This window comes from Pseudomonas sp. GR 6-02 (genome assembly GCF_001655615.1).
Taxonomy (GTDB): Bacteria; Pseudomonadota; Gammaproteobacteria; order Pseudomonadales; family Pseudomonadaceae; genus Aquipseudomonas.
The window spans coordinates 3,983,065-4,000,558 of the sequence record NZ_CP011567.1 but is presented as its reverse complement, the minus strand read 5'-3'; the positions used below and the strand labels follow the sequence as shown (position 1 = coordinate 4,000,558).

General features: G+C 54.9%; 22 protein-coding genes. 7 read left to right on the top strand and 15 right to left on the bottom strand.

The window, feature by feature from the left end:
• Positions 1-299: 299 nt before the first annotated feature.
• The 3 genes from PGR6_RS29995 to PGR6_RS17615 all read right to left on the bottom strand — a co-directional run bounded on the left by PGR6_RS29995 (position 300) and on the right by PGR6_RS17615 (position 1,838).
• Positions 300-461 carry a hypothetical protein gene (locus PGR6_RS29995; RefSeq protein WP_155943426.1) on the bottom strand — a complete coding sequence of 54 codons (162 nt, stop codon included), beginning with the start codon at positions 459-461 and terminating at the stop codon, positions 300-302.
• 99 nt (positions 462-560) lie between these two features.
• Positions 561-881, bottom strand: a complete 321-nt coding sequence (locus tag PGR6_RS17620; protein ID WP_064618687.1) for an isochorismate lyase — start codon at positions 879-881, stop codon at positions 561-563.
• Between the two features lie 57 nt (positions 882-938).
• Entirely contained in the window at positions 939-1,838 is a 900-nt protein-coding gene (locus PGR6_RS17615) for a LysR family transcriptional regulator (RefSeq protein ID WP_064618685.1), read from the bottom strand.
• A gap of 92 nt (positions 1,839-1,930) precedes the next feature.
• On the opposite strand from PGR6_RS17615, the gene PGR6_RS17610 reads away from it, so the two are divergent.
• The gene (locus PGR6_RS17610; RefSeq protein ID WP_064618683.1) at positions 1,931-2,938 is read left to right on the top strand and encodes an aldo/keto reductase; all 1,008 of its coding nucleotides are present in this window, start codon (positions 1,931-1,933) and stop codon (positions 2,936-2,938) included.
• Between the two features lie 24 nt (positions 2,939-2,962).
• Here PGR6_RS17610 and PGR6_RS17605 read toward each other — a convergent pair whose 3' ends face one another.
• The 3 genes from PGR6_RS17605 to PGR6_RS17600 all read right to left on the bottom strand — a co-directional run bounded on the left by PGR6_RS17605 (position 2,963) and on the right by PGR6_RS17600 (position 4,718).
• Positions 2,963-3,166 (bottom strand): hypothetical protein, encoded by a 204-nt coding sequence (locus tag PGR6_RS17605; RefSeq protein ID WP_064618681.1) that lies wholly within the window; start codon positions 3,164-3,166, stop codon positions 2,963-2,965.
• A 15-nt stretch (positions 3,167-3,181) separates the two neighbouring features.
• Positions 3,182-3,493 carry a hypothetical protein gene (locus PGR6_RS29555; RefSeq protein WP_081626497.1) on the bottom strand — a complete coding sequence of 104 codons (312 nt, stop codon included), beginning with the start codon at positions 3,491-3,493 and terminating at the stop codon, positions 3,182-3,184.
• Positions 3,494-3,653: 160 nt separating this feature from the next.
• Positions 3,654-4,718, bottom strand: coding sequence for an alpha/beta fold hydrolase (locus PGR6_RS17600; RefSeq protein WP_064618679.1), 1,065 nt, complete (start codon positions 4,716-4,718; stop codon positions 3,654-3,656).
• A gap of 205 nt (positions 4,719-4,923) precedes the next feature.
• Between PGR6_RS17600 and PGR6_RS17595 the strand changes: the two genes are divergently transcribed.
• The gene (locus PGR6_RS17595; protein WP_064621308.1) at positions 4,924-5,388 is read left to right on the top strand and encodes a VOC family protein; all 465 of its coding nucleotides are present in this window, start codon (positions 4,924-4,926) and stop codon (positions 5,386-5,388) included.
• Positions 5,389-5,578: 190 nt separating this feature from the next.
• On the opposite strand, the gene PGR6_RS17590 is transcribed toward PGR6_RS17595, so the two are convergent.
• The 6 genes from PGR6_RS17590 to PGR6_RS17550 all read right to left on the bottom strand — a co-directional run bounded on the left by PGR6_RS17590 (position 5,579) and on the right by PGR6_RS17550 (position 11,142).
• Entirely contained in the window at positions 5,579-5,839 is a 261-nt protein-coding gene (locus tag PGR6_RS17590; protein ID WP_064618677.1) for a hypothetical protein, read from the bottom strand.
• Between the two features lie 991 nt (positions 5,840-6,830).
• Complete coding sequence (locus tag PGR6_RS17575; RefSeq protein ID WP_064618671.1) at positions 6,831-7,139, bottom strand: hypothetical protein; 309 nt, start codon at positions 7,137-7,139, stop codon at positions 6,831-6,833.
• 82 nt (positions 7,140-7,221) lie between these two features.
• Positions 7,222-7,713 carry a hypothetical protein gene (locus PGR6_RS17570; protein ID WP_064618669.1) on the bottom strand — a complete coding sequence of 164 codons (492 nt, stop codon included), beginning with the start codon at positions 7,711-7,713 and terminating at the stop codon, positions 7,222-7,224.
• Positions 7,714-8,495: 782 nt separating this feature from the next.
• Positions 8,496-9,038, bottom strand: a complete 543-nt coding sequence (locus PGR6_RS17560) for an RHS repeat-associated core domain-containing protein (protein ID WP_064618665.1) — start codon at positions 9,036-9,038, stop codon at positions 8,496-8,498.
• Between the two features lie 20 nt (positions 9,039-9,058).
• Positions 9,059-9,760, bottom strand: a complete 702-nt coding sequence (locus tag PGR6_RS17555) for a cytochrome-c peroxidase (protein WP_082920880.1) — start codon at positions 9,758-9,760, stop codon at positions 9,059-9,061.
• A 512-nt stretch (positions 9,761-10,272) separates the two neighbouring features.
• On the bottom strand, positions 10,273-11,142 hold the full coding sequence (locus PGR6_RS17550; RefSeq protein WP_026286372.1) for an AraC family transcriptional regulator: 870 nt from the start codon (positions 11,140-11,142) through the stop codon (positions 10,273-10,275).
• Between the two features lie 294 nt (positions 11,143-11,436).
• Between PGR6_RS17550 and PGR6_RS17545 the strand changes: the two genes are divergently transcribed.
• From PGR6_RS17545 to PGR6_RS17535, 3 genes are all read left to right on the top strand, one after another.
• The gene (locus tag PGR6_RS17545; RefSeq protein ID WP_018925624.1) at positions 11,437-12,021 is read left to right on the top strand and encodes an eCIS core domain-containing protein; all 585 of its coding nucleotides are present in this window, start codon (positions 11,437-11,439) and stop codon (positions 12,019-12,021) included.
• Between the two features lie 82 nt (positions 12,022-12,103).
• A complete protein-coding gene (locus PGR6_RS17540) occupies positions 12,104-13,231 on the top strand; it encodes a saccharopine dehydrogenase family protein (RefSeq protein WP_064618661.1) in 1,128 nt (375 codons plus the stop codon).
• A gap of 1 nt (position 13,232) precedes the next feature.
• Positions 13,233-13,724, top strand: coding sequence for a DUF2269 family protein (locus PGR6_RS17535; RefSeq protein ID WP_018925626.1), 492 nt, complete (start codon positions 13,233-13,235; stop codon positions 13,722-13,724).
• Between the two features lie 14 nt (positions 13,725-13,738).
• On the opposite strand, the gene PGR6_RS17530 is transcribed toward PGR6_RS17535, so the two are convergent.
• Entirely contained in the window at positions 13,739-14,107 is a 369-nt protein-coding gene (locus PGR6_RS17530) for a DoxX-like family protein (RefSeq protein ID WP_064618659.1), read from the bottom strand.
• The gene (locus tag PGR6_RS17525) at positions 14,104-14,556 is read right to left on the bottom strand and encodes a thiol-disulfide oxidoreductase DCC family protein (protein WP_064618657.1); all 453 of its coding nucleotides are present in this window, start codon (positions 14,554-14,556) and stop codon (positions 14,104-14,106) included. Before PGR6_RS17525 ends, PGR6_RS17530 begins: the two co-directional genes overlap by 4 nt.
• 141 nt (positions 14,557-14,697) lie before the next feature.
• Here PGR6_RS17525 and PGR6_RS17520 point away from each other — a divergent pair, with 141 nt between their 5' ends.
• The gene (locus PGR6_RS17520) at positions 14,698-15,054 is read left to right on the top strand and encodes a VOC family protein (RefSeq protein WP_064618653.1); all 357 of its coding nucleotides are present in this window, start codon (positions 14,698-14,700) and stop codon (positions 15,052-15,054) included.
• A 181-nt stretch (positions 15,055-15,235) separates the two neighbouring features.
• Positions 15,236-15,931 (top strand): tRNA (adenine(22)-N(1))-methyltransferase, encoded by a 696-nt coding sequence (locus PGR6_RS17515; RefSeq protein WP_335720340.1) that lies wholly within the window; start codon positions 15,236-15,238, stop codon positions 15,929-15,931.
• Between the two features lie 67 nt (positions 15,932-15,998).
• Here the strand turns inward: PGR6_RS17515 and tssI are convergent, their stop codons facing one another.
• Positions 15,999-17,294, bottom strand: a complete 1,296-nt coding sequence (tssI, locus tag PGR6_RS17510) for a type VI secretion system tip protein TssI/VgrG (RefSeq protein WP_064618649.1) — start codon at positions 17,292-17,294, stop codon at positions 15,999-16,001.
• Between the last annotated feature and the right edge of the window lie 200 nt (positions 17,295-17,494).

Genomic DNA, 17,494 nt, shown 5'->3' with positions numbered 1-17,494 from the left:
CTGGAAACCCGGAAGCTGCCGGATTATTAGCATCAAAGGTGAATATTTTAAAGCGTTATGTGTGGGTTTTTATTTAATTATAAAGTTTGAAACTTTTATATTCGTGGTCGGTCACTTATGGTTTTTAATGATTTTATGAGGTTTTTATTTAAGTGTTGTTGAAGTTTTATATTATTGATTTGTATGGCTATTTTATATTTTTACTCCGTTCGTCAGTGCGTATGAATTATTCATGGGTTGTAACGGTCGCGTCGGCGCTGTAAAGGGTCTGTTTCTCTGAAGAATGGTGGTTGTGGCGGTCACTTAAATGACGCCTGAATATTGTCGCGATGCAGTAGGGTAATAAGTTTTTGTGAAAGGGTAAATAACGCATTAATAGGGGATGATGTTTTAAGAAAGTGTTCGCCAGTGTACTTGGCCTGTGTTTCAACAGAATCAGCCGATAGCAGTTCCTTTGCCATCAGCGATTTCTGTGAGTCGAGCGCAAGTCCGCTCCAGGCCTATCGCAGCCTGTCCTGGCTGACCAAAATAGACCTTGGCGGACAGTCAGGACACTAGCGTCAGGTTTCGGATTGATGAGCCGCCCAGTGTTTCATCTCTTCGGCAATGAAGTGGTTCACCAGGTCGCTGTACATCTTCTCGATGGCATCCGGGCTCAGGCCCTCGGCTTCGGCCCATTCGCGTCGAGTTGCCAGCATGGCCTTGAAACGCTCCGGAGCGCGCACCGAAGTCACCGAGGTCTTGAACTTCGAGGCGGCCAGCACGTAGTGAAAACGCTTGCCCAACAGCTTGATAACGGCCTGGTCCAGGGCGTCGATTTCGCGTCGGATATCTTCCATGCCTGCACACTCTGCGGGCTGCAACTGATTGATGACTTCCATGTAGGTGACTCCGTTTGTTGAAAAAATCGTGGGATTCAAGTGCCGATTTTACGACGGCTACGCAGCCTCGCGAGCGCTGATAAATTCGATGAGCGCTTTCAAGGCGGGTGGCACATGCCGCCGGCTTGAGTAGTAAAGAAAGAACCGGCTGGGCGGTGCTTTCCACTCCTGGAGTATTTCTCTGAGATGCCCGTTCCGGAGATCGTCGCGCACCAGCTCCTCGTAGACATAGGCAATACCAGCGCCATCTTTCGCTGCCTGGATCATCAGCGCATCGTCTTCCAGAGTCAGCGGGCCGGTGACGGACAACCGTATCGGTTGACCGTCGGCTTGATACTCCCAGGCGTAAAGTTTGCCACTGGGAAAACGCCTGGCAATGCACGCATGGTCGAGCAAGTCGCGGGGGACGTGCGCGGTTCCCTTCGCGGCCAGATAAGCATCCGCAGCAACGGTCACGAACGATTGAGGTGCGCCGACAGGGACTGCGATCATGTCACCGGCCAGGCTTTCACCAAAGCGGACTCCAGCGTCAAACCCCTCATTGACGATATCGGTCAATCCATCATCGGTGATCAGGTCCAACTGAATACGTGGATACATGGCCACGAAGGGCGCCAGCACTTTCGCAAACACGATGCGAGCCGCCGGACGCGCCACGTTGAGGCGAAGTTTGCCAGTGGGCACTTCCTGCATCGAGGTCAATTGCGCCAATGCATCGTTAACCTGGTGCAGGCTCGGGACCAGCGTCGCCAATAGCTGCTGGCCGGCCTCGGTCGGGGTCACGCTACGAGTGGTTCGGTTCAGCAGTCTGATGCCCAAACGAGCTTCCAGCGCTCGCATTGCGTGACTCAACGCGGAAGCCGAAACGCCACGTTCGTCGGCGGCCTTGCGAAAGCTGCGATGGCGAGCGACGGCGGCGAAGGCGTCGAGTTCAGAGAGATCGGGGTGATAACTCATGAGTGTTGTTCAGTAGTTCAAATACGATTACCTATCTTATCGTCATGAGACCTCTGCCGGATACTTCCTCCATCATTCGTGGAGAGGTGGCTATGCAAAACAATCGTCTTGGATCATCGGATTTTCTGATTTCACCGATTGGCCTGGGAACCTGGGCAATCGCCGGCACCGGCTGGGAGTACAGTTGGGGAGCGCAGGATGACAAGGACAGCCTGGGCGCACTTGAATATGCCGTCGAACGCGGCGTGAACTGGATTGACACCGCTGCGGTTTATGGCTTGGGCCATGCAGAGCAATTGGTGGGGCAATTGCTGCGGCGGGTGCCGGCGTCACGGCGTCCTTTGGTGTTCACCAAAGGCAGTTTGGTCTGGGACCCGGTCACGAAGAAGATTTCGCATTCACTGGCCCCTCAATCCTTGCTCGCCGAGATCGACGCAAGCTTGCGCCGGCTTCAAGTCGAGACGATCGATCTTTATCAGATCCACTGGCCTGCTTTTCCTGCCGACGCCAGCAGTGAAGGCATTGAAGTGGCGCTTTCGGCTTTGGCCGCCGCGCGCGATCAAGGAAAGATCCGCGCGATTGGTGTATCGAATTTCGATGTCGCTCAACTCAAGCGGGCGCAGGCGGTGACAGAGATCGTTTCGCTCCAACCGCCATACTCAGCCTTGATGCGGGACATCGAGCAGGACGTTCTGCCATTCTGTGAGCAGGCCGGGATGGGTGTGCTTGCCTATTCCACGCTTCAATCAGGGCTGCTTTCCGGCAGCATGACGCGCGAACGCATCTCGCAACTGCCCGAAGACGATTGGCGCAAGGCCCGAAGTGCTGATTTCCAGGAGCCCCGTTTGAGTGCGAACCTGGCATTGGTTGACGTCATGGCACGTATTGGAGAAAGGCACGGGGTGAGCGCTGCTGCGGTCGCCATCGCCTGGGTACTTCGCAAACCGGTCGTGACGGGCGCCATTGTCGGAGCCCGCCATCGTGCGCAAGTAGACGGGCTGATTGCAGCCCTGGAGTTGCGCCTCAGCGCTGCGGAAATCGATGAAATTCGACCGTTCCTGCCGGCGGGCATGGGAACGAATGTCCCTGGTGCCGCCTGACACTATTGAGAAGAGGATGAGTGTTCAGTTTTGCATACTGAACGCAGGCGTTCGATGGGTAGCAGAGCGGTCGATCAAGATCGCAATGCTACCCATCACAACACCGATCAAGCCCGGCGGCGCGGTCAGCACCACCATCCACATGCGAGAGAAGTTCTGCAGTTGCAGCATAAGTGACGGCAGTTTCGCTTCGATCTCCTTGAGCAACGGCTGGATCTGCTGCGTCACCGATACACCTTGCTATTAGTTTTTGCACTCCGCCATCACCACATGACAGGTCGTCGGCGTGCCACCGGATTGGCCGGCATAGCGTATGCAGTTATCCATGGACTTTTGACGAGCCTTGTCCAGGGTGGAGCCCCAGGCCAGGCCGCCCTCGCCAGCAGTGGGTAGCGCTTTTGCATAGCAACTTGAGCCTGCGCTTGAGTCTGTACTTGAGGCCGAGTAGCGGGCCGTGGAAGTTTTGCCCGCACAGCCCGCGGTCAGGGCCAGGTTGATGACGAGCAGGGAAGGGAGGATCCATGACGAGCATTGGCGTGCTGTTTTGCCGATCATCCCATTTTCCCCTGTATCAAGAGGCTTGAGGCGTGTTTGTGGTCGTGTTCTATTTAGATTAGACGGTGTTGCGCCTGCCTTGGTTAAAACGGCTCGTTAAATAAACGAGCCGTTGTTGTGAAGGTGTTCAGCGGGGCAAGTGCATGGATGTCAGATCACCTCAAAGGCGGTCCGCATCAATCACAGCCTTGGCGAACGCCTGCGGATCTTCCTGCGGCAGGTTGTGGCCGATGCCGCCGCTGATCAGCCGGAACTCGTATTTGCCGGTGAAGCGCTTGGCGTAATCCTCGGGGGCCGGGTGCGGCGCGCCGTTGGCATCGCCTTCAAGGGTGATGGTCGGCACGCTGATGGAAGGCGCCGTGGCCAGTTTCTGCTCCAGCGCTTCGTATCGGCTCTCGCCCTGGACCAGGCCCAGGCGCCAGCGGTAGTTGAACACGGTGATGTCGACATGGTCGGGATTTTCCAGCGCCTTGGCGCTGCGGTCGAAAGTGGCGTCGTCGAACGCCCATTTCGGCGAAGCCAGTTGCCATATCAACTTGGCGAAGTCGTGGGTGTTTTTCTCGTACCCGGCGCGACCGCGATCGGTGGCGAAGTAAAACTGATACCACCACTGCAATTCAGCCTTGGGTGGCAGCGGGTTCTTGCCGGCCGCCTGATTGCCGATCAGATACCCGCTGACCGAGACCAGCGCCTTGACCCGTTCTGGCCACAGCGCCGAGACGATGTCGGCCGAGCGTGCGCCCCAATCGTAACCACCGAGCACGGCTTGTTTGATCTTCAGCGCATCCATGAAGTCGATGACGTCGCTGGCCAGCGCAGCCGGTTGGCCATTGCGAACGGTTTTATCGGACAGAAAATGAGTATCGCCATAGCCACGCGCATACGGCATCAGCACTCGATAGCCCTTCGCGGCAAGCAACGGGGCGACCTCGTCATAGCTGTGAATGTCGTACGGCCAGCCGTGCAGAAGAATCACCACTGGCCCATTAGCCGGGCCTGTTTCGGCGTATGCCACGTCCAGCAGGCCGGCGTTGACATGCTTGAGCGGGCCGAACGGGGAGGGTGTTGCATGAGTGGCACCAGCATTGACCGAGGTTGGCTGCGCCGCGGTGGTCGTTTGTGCGTGGGCCGCACCGAGAGCGCTGAACAGGGTAAACGCGAGGATCGACGAGCCGAGCAGGCGGTGGCGGGTTTTGCCGGTTTTGTTCTGCAGTGCCATCTTCATGTGATGTCTCCGTTGCAAGTCGTTGGCCAGGGGATCTGGCTGAGCCCCTTGAAACCTTGCTTGCATTTGAACGTAGCGACGTATCTGGTCTGTGTCGAATCGCAGGCCTGGTGAAAAATCATGTATCGAGAGGCTAATCAGACACACTGTGATACATAAGGAGAGATCTCGGTATCAAATCGCATGTCTGAAAAAGGTGGGGCCATTGAAATTAAAGTTCAGCCACGTCGATGTTCTCGTCAAAGACCTTGAGGAAGCGTGCAAGTATTACGCCCGTGTCTTCAGCGCCAGAATTTCAAAGACACTTGATTGGCAGCGCGACGTTTTGCATGTGCGCTATGCGATCGTCATGTTCGGAACGGAGCGCCTTATGCTGGTGCAACCGTTTACCGGAAATCTCAAGGCTCTGATGGACGCCAACGGCGAAGGCACCATCTACCGGCACTGCTATTCCACACCGGACATCGAGGCAGCCTACGACGAATTGATCGACGCAGGCGTCCAGCCGGAAGATGAGAACGGCAAACCGCTGTCTCGCGATAACCTCCAGACGCCAAGTGGGACACGCATACTCTGGTTACCGAAACGCTTCGGGCATTTTTCTATTGAGTTGCTTGAAGAGAAAGAGCTGGAGGCATTTATCAAGGAGGCATTTGCCGAGGAGGGCTGAGGGAGGGCGCTCGGCATTGCCATGCTGACTGCCGATTGGTCCAGGCTCTACGTGGTCACTGCGAGCGGATGTCGAGACTGACCCCCATAAACCGTGGCGCTAAGGAAGAGCGTGGGCCATCGACTGTCGTAGAGTGAAATGTTGCTGGTTAGCGCCATGGTGCTTCTTCATTGTGTCCACTGGCAACAAACTATGGTCGCTTGCTCCCGACAAAATAAAAAACAGCGCTGAGCAGGAAAAACACTATGCCAGCGATGATCAAACCGTACAAAAAGTAATGCTCATGGGGCGTTAGGTATACAACCGAACCGTGCGTATCCAGCGGGTAGGTTTTTCCACTTTGAAGATCCGGCGTTCTCAGTCCGTGAGCATCAAAGTATTTCCAGGCAAAAAATGAAGAAAACCAAAAGCCTAAGGCCAGTACTCCCACGACGCGTTTAAGTGCATTCATTCTCTCGTCTCCCAGATTTTGTATCGCCAGATTGCCTCTGATTACAGATTGATCTTGTGAGCCGCTATCGGTATATCCCTCTCCTTCGGTGGTTTCGTCTTTTAATTGCAGCGTAGAAGATAAAGAAGATGGACGCGGCGTGCTCGATGGAGAATGTAATAAAGAAAAAGTTGTCAGTCATTGGGTGCGGCATAGAAGTGATTATTGTGTAAGCTTCCATTTGTCCGAATGTCACTGCGAAAATGGTCGCAATAGATACGGCTCCTCCTATTAATCTTTTCAGAAAATTGTCACGTAATCGCCGCAATGAACTCAGATACCAAAGCAAAACGCCCCACTGAACAAAGGCAAATGGCAGGATTGCCAGCCTTCCGATAAATAAGTGTTCGCTTCCGTCGGTCATTTTTACACCCTGACTTTGATGGCTCACTTTCGTCCGCTAGCACCGCACCAATTGCGGGCAAGCCAATGGCCGGGCCGGACATGCTTTCTGATCTGGAAGCTCGCCGGGGTGGGGTATTTCCATGCAGATACCATGAGTGATCTCCATATGTGTGTGTATTTTTTATAAGTTATTTATCAGTCCCCATGTTAAGAAAAAAGACATTAGAAGAGCTAATGTGCCAACTGATCTAAGAATATATAGATAATTGCTTGACCTGATCAAGCTCTTGAATGGGTGATTTTTTGATGCGCCTGCCCGGTCAATCAACTTGATTATAATGCCTTGCGTTTTCTCAGAAAAAAACAAGCACATTATCCCCAGTAAACACATTGATATAATAAAAACTAACAGCCCAATACTCTTCATTCTCACCATCCTGATCCAATCTTCCATGCAGCCTGGAAGGAGTAGTTATAACTAGCACCTAGTTGTGGAGAAACGAATCCAAACCCTGATGCGGCCCCATTACCTAGTGACCACGAATCAGAAACGCCCCCCCCAGCAGCCAGCGGTAGCGTTAATTCCATTTCCCGACAAGCGACGCCCTTACACACCACCACCAAAAAAAATAAAAACCGTAAAAATAGCGATGAATTGAATCGGTATAAAAACAATCAACAACCAGTTCGGCAGTTTTTTTGAGAAGGTCAGCATTAAAGCGCTAATAAGAACTGATGCGGCTGGAAATAATACATAAAGCTTAAGTTGGCCGGAATTGGGGTGGCCAACGGCTTTTTGTGGTGCAATTCCAGAATACAGCTCAATGCCAATAAAAAAAACAATGCATGTCAATAACAAGACAATAGTTAATGCAATACGGACTCCTACTTTGCTCCTTTTTTCTAGTTGACTCATGGTCCAGTTCCTACACTAGGATTAAGGTTGATATAGCCAGCAACACCCAGCGCACTGAAAATTACCGGCCCAATGTACTGGTTTAGAGTAGCATTTGGCCCATTGCCGGTCCCCACAAATTGGGCGCCCACGGCGCCATTCTGGTCGGTAATTGAAGAAAATAAATCCGTCCCCTTTGTTTGCTCGTTCTTTTAATTGCAGCGTAGAAGATAAAGAAGATGGACGAGGCGTGCTCGATGGAGAATGTAATAAAGAAAAAGTTGTCAGTCATTGGGTGCGGCATAGAAGTGATTATTGTGTAAGCTTCCATTTGTCCGAATGTCACTGCGAAAATGGTCGCAATAGATACGGCTCCTCCTATTAATCTTTTCAGAAAATTGTCACGTAATCGCCGCAATGAACTCAGGTACCAAAGCAAAACGCCCCACTGAACAAAGGCAAATGGCAGGATTGCCAGTCTTCCGATAAGTAAGTGTTCGCTTCCGTCGGTCATTTTACACCCTGACTTTGATGGCTCACTTTCGCCCGCTAGCACCGCACCAATTGCGGGCAAGCCAATGGCCGGGCCGGACATGCTTTCTGATCTGGAAGCTCGCCGGGGTGGGGTATTTCCATGCAGATGCCAAGAGTGATCTCCATATGTGTGTATTTTTTTTATAAGTTTTTTATCCATGCCCATATTAAGAAAAAAGATGTAAAGAGGGCTATCGCGCCCACCATCCTAAGCATGTTCAAGTAGTTGTTTGATCTAACCAGGGTCTTGAGTGGGTGGTTTTTTGATGCGTATGCCCAGTCAGCCACTTTTATTGCAATTTCTCGGGTTTGCTCGAGAAAAAACAAGCACATTACTCCTACTGAGAACAGTATAATAATCAATAATAACAATCCGACGCTTTTCATTCTCACCATCCTGATCCAGCCTTCCCAGCCTCTTGGGAGGAATAATTGTAACTAGCACCTAGTTGAGGCGAAATCAATCCAACCCCTGTTGCAAACCCATTACCTGGTGACCACGTCTCAGAAATCCCCCCCCAGAAACCAGCAGCAGCGTTAACTCCATTTCCCGACAAGAAGTTATTGAGCTGATTTTCTATAGCGTTACATGACTGGTTTATCCAGTTTGCAGTAATGCTTCCAGTTATAATGTTAGCAGACTTTCCAAGTTCTGCACCTAATACGCTCCCGTACCAGTTCCCATATCGATCTAAACTAGCAGTTCCCGATCAGCCAAAATACGTGTCCGTTATTGGATTTGGAATTGCGATATTTATATTTACTGCGAGGAAGTCTGGAAGACGCCATAGCCCTAAAGGGTCAATGTAAGAAACCGGATTCCCGCCAACATAACCATACGTATTAATCCCCCCCCGCAAGTCCAATCGGATCTCCCGAGATAAACCGTCCAAAGCCTGGAGAGTAATACCGTGCCCGATAATAATAGACACCCGTGCCATCATTTTCCCGCCCGGTGTACTGCTGGCTGTTGGTACTGGCGGAGCCGCTGCTGCTGGTTTGGCCATAAGGCTCGTAGGTGTATTGCGTGGTGAACGCGCCAGTGCTGTCGGTAAGCGCTTGGGTTGAACCCAGCGCATCAGCCAGGTAGCTGTAGGTGCTGCCACTGGCCTCGGTGCGGCTGAATACTTCATTCAAGCCGCCCGTGAGGAGATTGGCCTGTACCGTGGGGGTGACAGTACCGGTCAGTTCTTGCACCAGGTTGGCACCGTCGAAGACATAACTGGTGGTCTGGCCGGAAATTGTCTTCTGGCTGCGCCTGTTGGCCGCGTCATAACTGAAACTCCCGGATACGGCGCCCGTGAGCGTGCTCAGGCGCTGGCGCGAATTCCAGGTGTAAGTGTTGCTGCCGTCACTGGTCATATTGCCGTTGGCGTCATACAGCAAGGAGGCACCGCTCCATGCCGTCAACTGGTTAGAGAAACGCCACCAAATCGGTTTTTTCCAGGGGCGTCAGAACCAGAGGGCGACTGGCTTGGATGAGCTGTTTTGTCGTGTCCATAGCGATAACGATCAAATGCAGAGTTACCAGCCACCAGGGTGCGTTCGTAGGCCGCGATGGCTTGTGCAACTTGCGTGGCCATTAACGTCTCAGGGGAGGCCGCATACACCTTCTCGAAAGCCGCAACATACTGGCTGTCCTGCCGGATGGTATGGAGTAATTGCGCCTCATCATTCACGGCGTGTTCGATCGGGTTAAAGAGGGGATCCGTAGCCTGCGACTCGAGGCTGTCACGGCGCCCGTCCCAGAACTGTGTTCCGGCAAAAGCCGCATTGACGAGGGTAGGGGTGTTGCGTGTTCCAAGCTGGCGATGGATGCCCTGGGCGCGCGGCAAACCGTCGATGAAGCCTCGTTCGGGATTATGGCAAGAGGCACAGCTGATCGAGCCGTCAGCACTCAGACGCTTGTCAAAGAACAGCGTTTTGCCAAGCTGGATTTTTTCCACCAGATGCTCAGGTGACGAGGCATCTGGTATGGGCGGAAGCCCCAGCAGGTTATCTACGGCTTGCTCCGTACAAGACGCCGATAATCCGGGAAGAGAGTCAGCCATAACCGTGCCGGCAGGCAACAGCGCCAGGCACATGCTCAGGCAATGCATGCTGCGCATGTTCAGTTACTGGTACTTAGCGGGCTGAAATCGGGAGCCGGGATGCCAGGGGAGGGAAGCAGAGTGTTTCGTATCAATACAATGGCGAATGCTCAGCATTTGCTGCCGAGACTTTAGACCTGAAGCCACCATAAGCACCTCCCTGTGAACCGGAGCCACATTGGGCTCGTCGTACACGTCGTATGCACAGCGGTTGGAACACGTGCGTGTTCACGATGGGGTCTTCATTCCATGACCTTGGGGGAGATCGAACGTCCGCGATCCCGAGCATCCAGCACGAGATGACAGTAGTACAGGGTTTGAAAACTTGCCAATGGGACTGGAAAGCGACCGGTCAGGATGGCTTTCTGCAGTCGAGGATTTCGCGGGTTTGCGCTTTCCCCTCGTTGACTTTGTCGCGAAGCGTTAACAGGCCCTGGGTTACGGGCAAAGAAGCTGTCGTCGTTGATGTGGATGCCAACCCTGAGCGGACACTCGTCAATGTCCGTCAGGGTCGAAAGCTGCTTGCTCCGCTATTGAAGCGGAACATACACGTCAGTTTGCCATTGATCCTGCGGCGTCTCGGGATAGACGCTCAGGTAATTGAAGAACAACGGGTGGTCACGGAGTTCCTCGCCACTGGCAGGAAGCCAATCGCGGTAAATCGGATAGATCGTTTCGCCGATGTGATCCGGTGACCCCGTATGTCGCACCACGACGCAGCGACCGCCAGGAATGACGATCTCGCGTACGCCGAACTCATTCGGCGCCACAGCCTCGTGAATCTCGCCGCAGATGGCGAAGCGGAATGCTTGTGCAGGTGTCGTGTCGGGGTTGCCATAGGGAATGCCAAAGCTGCGACTCGATGCCACCGGCGACTGTCCGCTCTGCATGCGCCACTCGATGAACTTGCGCACGCTCTCATTGACGAGCCCGGGTGGTCCGCAGTGCTCAAGCGCTGCGACCCTGACTTCTGGGAATTCCACGATTCGTACTTGCATGATGATAGTCCTGGAAAAATGTGGGATTGCGAATACCGCATTCCAGACCTGCCAGTTCGGTTCCTTCCTGAACGCACTCGGGGTCATACCGAACGCCCGCCTGAACGCCCTGCAAAATGCCTCGGGGCTTTCAAAGCCGGCACCGAGTGCCGCGTCCAGTACCGAGTGATCAGCGAGGGAGGCCAGGCGATGTGCCGCGCGTCGTAGCCGCATCAGTTGCACATAACGTGAGACCGGCACACCTGCGAACGCGCTGAATTGTCGATGGAAGTGAAACACCGAAAAGTTCGCCACATGACTCAACGTCTTCACCGACAAGTCACCTTCAAGATTGGCATCGATGTAGGCGAGTACGGCGTTGAAGCGTTTTGTGTAGGCGAAGTTGCTCGGCATGTCAGACACTGGGAAAAGGCTCCTGGAAGTACGGTCGGCAATAGAGTCGACTATAGCGGTGTAAACGCGCCTAGCCGCGTTTGCTCAAGGTACGTTTTGGGTTGGCCAATGCGATCTCTTCCACCATGAGACACCGTATACCCAGTCCGATCACTTCTGATCGACTGTTGCTGTCGTTGTGAGGGCAGCAATTACCCCCAGGCAATCATCGAGAAGAGACCCGACAAGGATGCGCTAAAGTTATGCGGGTCATCGATCAATTGTGATCCGCTGTTCGCGCTGCTTCCGTCCCTGGAGGGCCCAATGCCGCCCATCATCACATGTCTGGTGGCGCTGTCTGTTCTTGGCCTGACTCCTGTAGTACAAGCCCAGACTAACGCCTGCCCACCTGGCGAGAAACAAGTGTGCCTGAACGGCTGCATCTGCCTGCCAGATCTGGGGCAGGTGCCTGATGGCGTCTACCAGGTCGCGGCACCTGCCCTGGCGCTGTGGCTGACCCAAGCCCGCGCTGAAGCAGCCAGCGCCGAGATCCAACCCATTCCACCGCACATCCGGGAGCAACTGCTGCGCTGGTACGACCCCAGCGTCCTCGATGCCGCGCACTACAAAGTGAGCGACAACGGCCAATTCAGCGCCGCCACTTCCATGCTGCAAAACCCCGACGTCGGTGCCGTGACGCTGATCGACATCATCCTCTTCCGGGACACTCAAACCGCAGAACAGGACATCGCGCTCTGGGCTCACGAACTGAAGCACGTGCAGCAGTTTCGGGAATGGGGGGTAGAGGGATTTGCCCAGCGCTATACACAAGACTTCAATGCTGTGGAGGCGCCGGCTTATGCCATACAGGCTGAAGTTCGACGGTCGGTGCGGGGAGGGACTCAATGAAGGGTAGCGAAGCCGCCTGACATTACAGGCATAAAGCAGTCATTATTGGCTGAAAGCAGCCTGTCAGTTAGGGAAGAGTTGAATGGTGTTCAGGGTGATGGTGGTCGGTGGCTACGGAAACTTCGGTAGCATCGTTTGCAGGCATTTGGCGGTAATGCCAGATGTGGAACTGGTGATCTCGGGCCGCGATCCACACAAGTTGCAGCGCAAAGTCGATGAGTTGAAAAGCCAATCGGGCGCTGTCGCCGAAAGTTGGTGCGGCAATGCCATGGGCACTGAGTTCAAATCCGTTTTGCGCTCGATGGACATCCAGTTGGTCATCCATACTGGCGGCCCGTTTCAGGGGCAATCCTATGCGGTCGCCGAGAGCTGCATCGAGGCTGGCGTGAACTACTGCGACCTGTCTGACTGCCGAACCTTCGTCAACGGCGTTGGCGTACTCGATGCCTTGGCGAAACAGGCAGGAGTGGCGATCCTCAGTGGCTGCAGTTCGGTGCCGACGCTATCGTCAGCCATCATCGATCAGCAGCGCTATCGCTTCAGTCGTATCGACTCGATCGAGCATGGCATTTCCTCTTCGGCGAAGATGCCGGGATTGTCGACCGTCGAAGGCGTACTCGCCTACGCAGGTAAACCGATCAGGCAACTCAAGAATGGCAAGGTGCATGAAGTGTCGGGTTGGCAGGATCTGACGCTGCGCAAGATGCCGCGTCTGGGCACTCGCGTGCTGGCCAATGTCGATGTGCCGGACATGGATATTTTCGCCAGCCGCTATGGCGCGCAAACCCTGAGCTTCAAGGCCGGCGCGGGCTTGAAGCTGGGTGGTGTCGCCAACTATCTGCTGGCTCAGGCGTTGAAGATCGGGCTGGTTCGCGACCATGCCCTTTGGGCCGCCAGACTGCATCGGCTGGGGACCCGGTTTGAACGTTTCGGCGATGGTAAAAGCGCGATGTACATCGACGTTCAGGGCAGGGGAGTTGACGGGAAACCGCTGGCCATGACCGTGCAACTGACGGCCATGAATGACAAGGGGCCGCAAATCCCAAGCTGCGCATCCGTAGCCTTGGCCGCGAAAATGGCCCAGGGCTATGTGCCGCAACCCGGTGCCAGGGCTTGCGTGGGCGAAATTACCGTCGATGAATACATGGCAGCGATCAACGATCCGGACAATTTGAGCCTGTCTGTGCAGTTCTCTGGCGAGCTGCGCTGACATGCTCTATCTATGCCTGAAGTACCTCCACATCATTGCCGCGATTTTCCTGTTCGGATTCGGCATGGGTTCCTACCTCTATCTGATCGCCGCCAGCCGCACGGCCAACCCTCAAGTGATCGCGCATGTGGCCCGGATGGTCGTGCGCTTCGACACCTGGATTACCACGCCGGCAGGCTTTGTTCAGATCATCACGGGCTACCTGCTGATGAGGCTCTCCGGACTACCCATGACCACGGAGTGGGTACTGACTTCGTTGATTATCTTCTTCTGCGTGGGTTCGCTTTGGCTGCCGGTGCTGGTGTTGCAGAAGCGGCTGTACCTGATGGCGTCGTGCGCAGTTGAGGCTGGCAGCGGACTCGATGATGAATACCGATCCGTGTACAAAAAATGGTGGTGGATGGGGGTGGTCGGTTTTGTCGGGATGTTTGTGATTGTGCTGATGATGGTGACGAAGATGACGCCGGTGCAACTGGTTGGGCTATTGGGATAGCAGGATCGGCTGGCTCAAGTCTTGGTGTTCCAGGCCACTGCGCACAGGGTAAGTCCCGCCACATTCAACGAGACTGGATTGAAGGCCTCCTTGAGCATTGATGGATTGAAAATTGCTACATCCAGCAGCAGGCCAAACAGCGCCGCCGCGGCGACGGCAAGAGGCCAGGCACTGCGCGGTGCGATCAGTATCCATAAGGCCAGCGCAATTTCTGCGACCCCGGCAATATTGGCGAACAGCTCAACCTGAGTGATCCCGTGAGACTGGATCATTGTTCGCTCGCCAGGGCTTAGCCACAGCAACTTGGGAATCAGACCGTGGTAGCCAAACATGAACGCCAGCCCCCCACGGGCGATCCAGTTAATACGTGTGAGGGTGTTCATAGGGGCGCTTTCAAAAAGCGCTGTTCATGATCAGGATCCGGCAACAGGCACGTGTCGTATTTTCCGAAGAGCCGATAACGATTAAGCGCAATGCGGTCGTATGCCCAATCTCGAAGCATGCGAGGGAAGATGCGCAACAGGTTCACTGGGCGCCAGAGAGCGGGCAACTGGGCGATGACTTCGAAAAATGCATCCGAACGCTCCCAGAAGTGTCGGTCGCGGATCACCGCCATGGTGTCGAACTGATCCACGGGCAAACCTGCCCACGCGAGCAGGACTTGCCCCTCGGGTGACTGAACCGCCGCCAACCGCACGCGCTGCTGGCGGTCATGGCGAATCAAGAACCTCGCCCAACCATTGCACAGCTTGCAGACACCGTCGAACAAGACCACCGTCTCTCCTGGTTTGAGCAGCGGCGCGGGTGAGGGGCGGATTTTCGAGGTGGGCATAAGCGTGGATCCAAGGGAACCTGATTATCCCGGATCATAACCGCGTGCCAGCGTTAAAGTCTGCATTTCGCCGAAGGGGGGCTGCTCCTTGCCGGCAGCTGCAATATCATTGTTCCTTTAATATCAGCCAAGGAGGCATCCATGAGTGTGCGTGGTAAAGACCGGCAGATCGACAATATTGAATTTAATGTCGACGACATTGCCCGCAGCAAAGCTTTCTACGGCAGTGCGTTCGGCTGGACATTCGTCGACTACGGCCCGACCTATACGGAATTCAGTGATGGCCGCCTTACCGGTGGCTTCACTACGGGAGAGCCGGTTCGACCTGGTGGCCCTTTGATCATTTTGTACTCGGATGATCTCGATGAGGCGCAGCAACGGCTCAAAGCCTTGGGCGCTGTTATCAGCCGCGAAATATTTTCGTTCCCCGGTGGAAGCAGGTTCCACTTCATTGATCCGGATGGCTATGAACTGGCCGTTTGGACAGCTCGGCAGTAGGGCTCAGGTCGGCCCAAAGCGATCCATTACCAGGGCTCGCTTTGGGCCGATACTCAAGCGGCAGGTGCGGGGCGAGCCATGACCCTGGTCGCATAAATTTGAAATGCACAGCGTTGCTCGCCAGAATCGCGGGCCGATCCGGTCAAAGGTGCCGGACGTTCGTGGTGAAAAGGGGCAACAGTTGAACCAACAGACATTGTCCATGCGCCTGGAACGCGTGGCGGCACATGTGCCAGCAGGGGCGCACCTGGCCGATATCGGCTCGGATCACGGCTACCTGCCTGTGGCATTGATGCGCCGTGGCGCCATCGTGGCGGCGGTGGCCGGCGAGGTGGCATTGACGCCATTTCGCTCGGCCGAACGCACCGTGCGCGAGAACGACCTGGACCAGTGGATCACCGTGCGCCTGGCCGATGGCCTGACGGCAATCGAGCCGGGAGACGGGATCACGGCAATCAGCATCTGCGGCATGGGCGGTGAGACGATCCGCGACATCCTCGACTGCGGCAAGGCACGTCTGAGCGGCCAGGAGCGCCTGATTCTTCAACCCAACGGCGGCGAGCAGCCACTGCGCCAATGGCTGATGGAAAATGGTTACTGCATCCTCTGCGAGGAAGTGCTGCGGGAAAACCGCTTCGACTACGAAATCATCGTCGCCGAGCGCACCGGGCCGGTGATGTACACCGCCGAGGAGCTGTATTTCGGTCCGCTGCAGATGCAGGCACGCAGCTCGGCATTCCTGATCAAGTGGCAGCGCCTGTTGCGCGAGAAGCAGCGGACCCTGAGCAGCTTCGCCAAGGCGCGGCAGGCCGTGCCCGAGGAGAAGGTGCAGGATGTCGCCCGGCAGGCCCGGTGGATCGCCGACCTGCTGGCTTGAGCCCTTGACTAAGTAATTGCAGGGGCAAATTTCAACCTGACGGTTGCTGCTCTTATAGGGTTTGCGGTTAGCGGCAGCACAGGCAACCGCTGATCAGCGGTTGATCGGGGTCGCTTTCGAGAAATGTAACCATGACTTCCATACCCGTTCGGGGGGGCGTCATTCCACAACTCCAATTGGAGGTCCCCCTCAGCCAACAACAACTCTTGTCATCAAATCTACCTTCGCGGTCCCAGGGGAACTTGACCTTGACCCTTCCGAGGCGCCTATCACCCTGGATCTCCTCGTCTTCCAGAGCGATGATCACAGCGGTGTGGTTACTTGGTACCTGAGGTTTCTTGTGAGCCAAAGGCGGACGATAGGACACGTCCCACGGAAGAACGATAAAGCGGTTGCGGTAACCCTGATGAAAGTCATCCTCGTTGTTTGTGTTGCCACTGGCGATGTTCTCGCTCAATACCTGTGGTTGCTTGCCTTCGTGGATGACCTGAGTCAGTAACCATAGGTCGTTCCATTCCTGGCGCGGGTGGCCAGAGATCTCCAGAACATGGCCACTGACTAACCGGGTCTGGTCACCTTGCCCTTCGGCTTGACGATAAGCCGCGTGGCGGCGCTCCATAGCACGCAGACTTATCTGCTTGCCGTGCTCATGGCTTGTGAAAGGCTTCAGCTTGTCATCGTTTTCCATGCCTGGCTGTTGCTCGTTTCTCCCCAGACGTAGGTTGAAGCGCTTGATCAGTGGCTCGTTGGCCACTCTATCGCTCTCTTGTCCATAAGCAGTGGGTTGCCCAATCCTGGGAAAAGCCGCCTGGTCATCGCCAAAGACCAGCACGTGGCCTTGAGCGCTGTGTTGGAAGTGGAAGTGGATACCTTCTTCTTCGCACAAGCGCTGAATAAAGTGCAAATCCGTTTCATCGTACTGGGTACAGTAGTCACGCTCGGGGTAGGTCGACCCCAGATGAAACCGATAAGCCTCACCCACAATCCCGTGTTCTTCCAGTATCAAGGCGACGATTTTCGGCACCGAGAACTGTTGATAGATCCTCTGGTTGATGCGGTGGCGCAAGTAGGACAGGTGCGGTACGAGGGCCAGATTGTAGTGCGTCAAACGCTGATCATTACCGCTTTGGGCGATGTGATAGATCCGTCCATGGACGCCGTTGCCCTTCGCGTCGAAGGTCAGAAAAGCCTCTACGTCGAAGAGGCTTTCGAGATCCAGGTCAGACCGCTCGCTAACAAGCTCCACGTTGAAGAGGTAAGGCCTGCTGATCGCCTCATCTCCGGTGAATGCGAGTACTTGAAAATCGTGCGCAAAACCGTCGATGGTCAAACTGAAAGACGTCTGATTGGCTGGGCTGAACATCCACTGTTCTCTTCTTGCATAAAGTGTTGAATCGGGGCTGTCGCAGATGTCAATGTCAGGAAGCCGGGTAAGTCCAGCTCAGGGCAAGAGCCTATAACAGGCACTAATCCACTAATTTGGCGCTCTTGTATATTGGCGTTTGCGTCTTACTTTCCGGACATAAATAGCCTCAACCTGCTGCTCAAGCACGTCCGCGTATA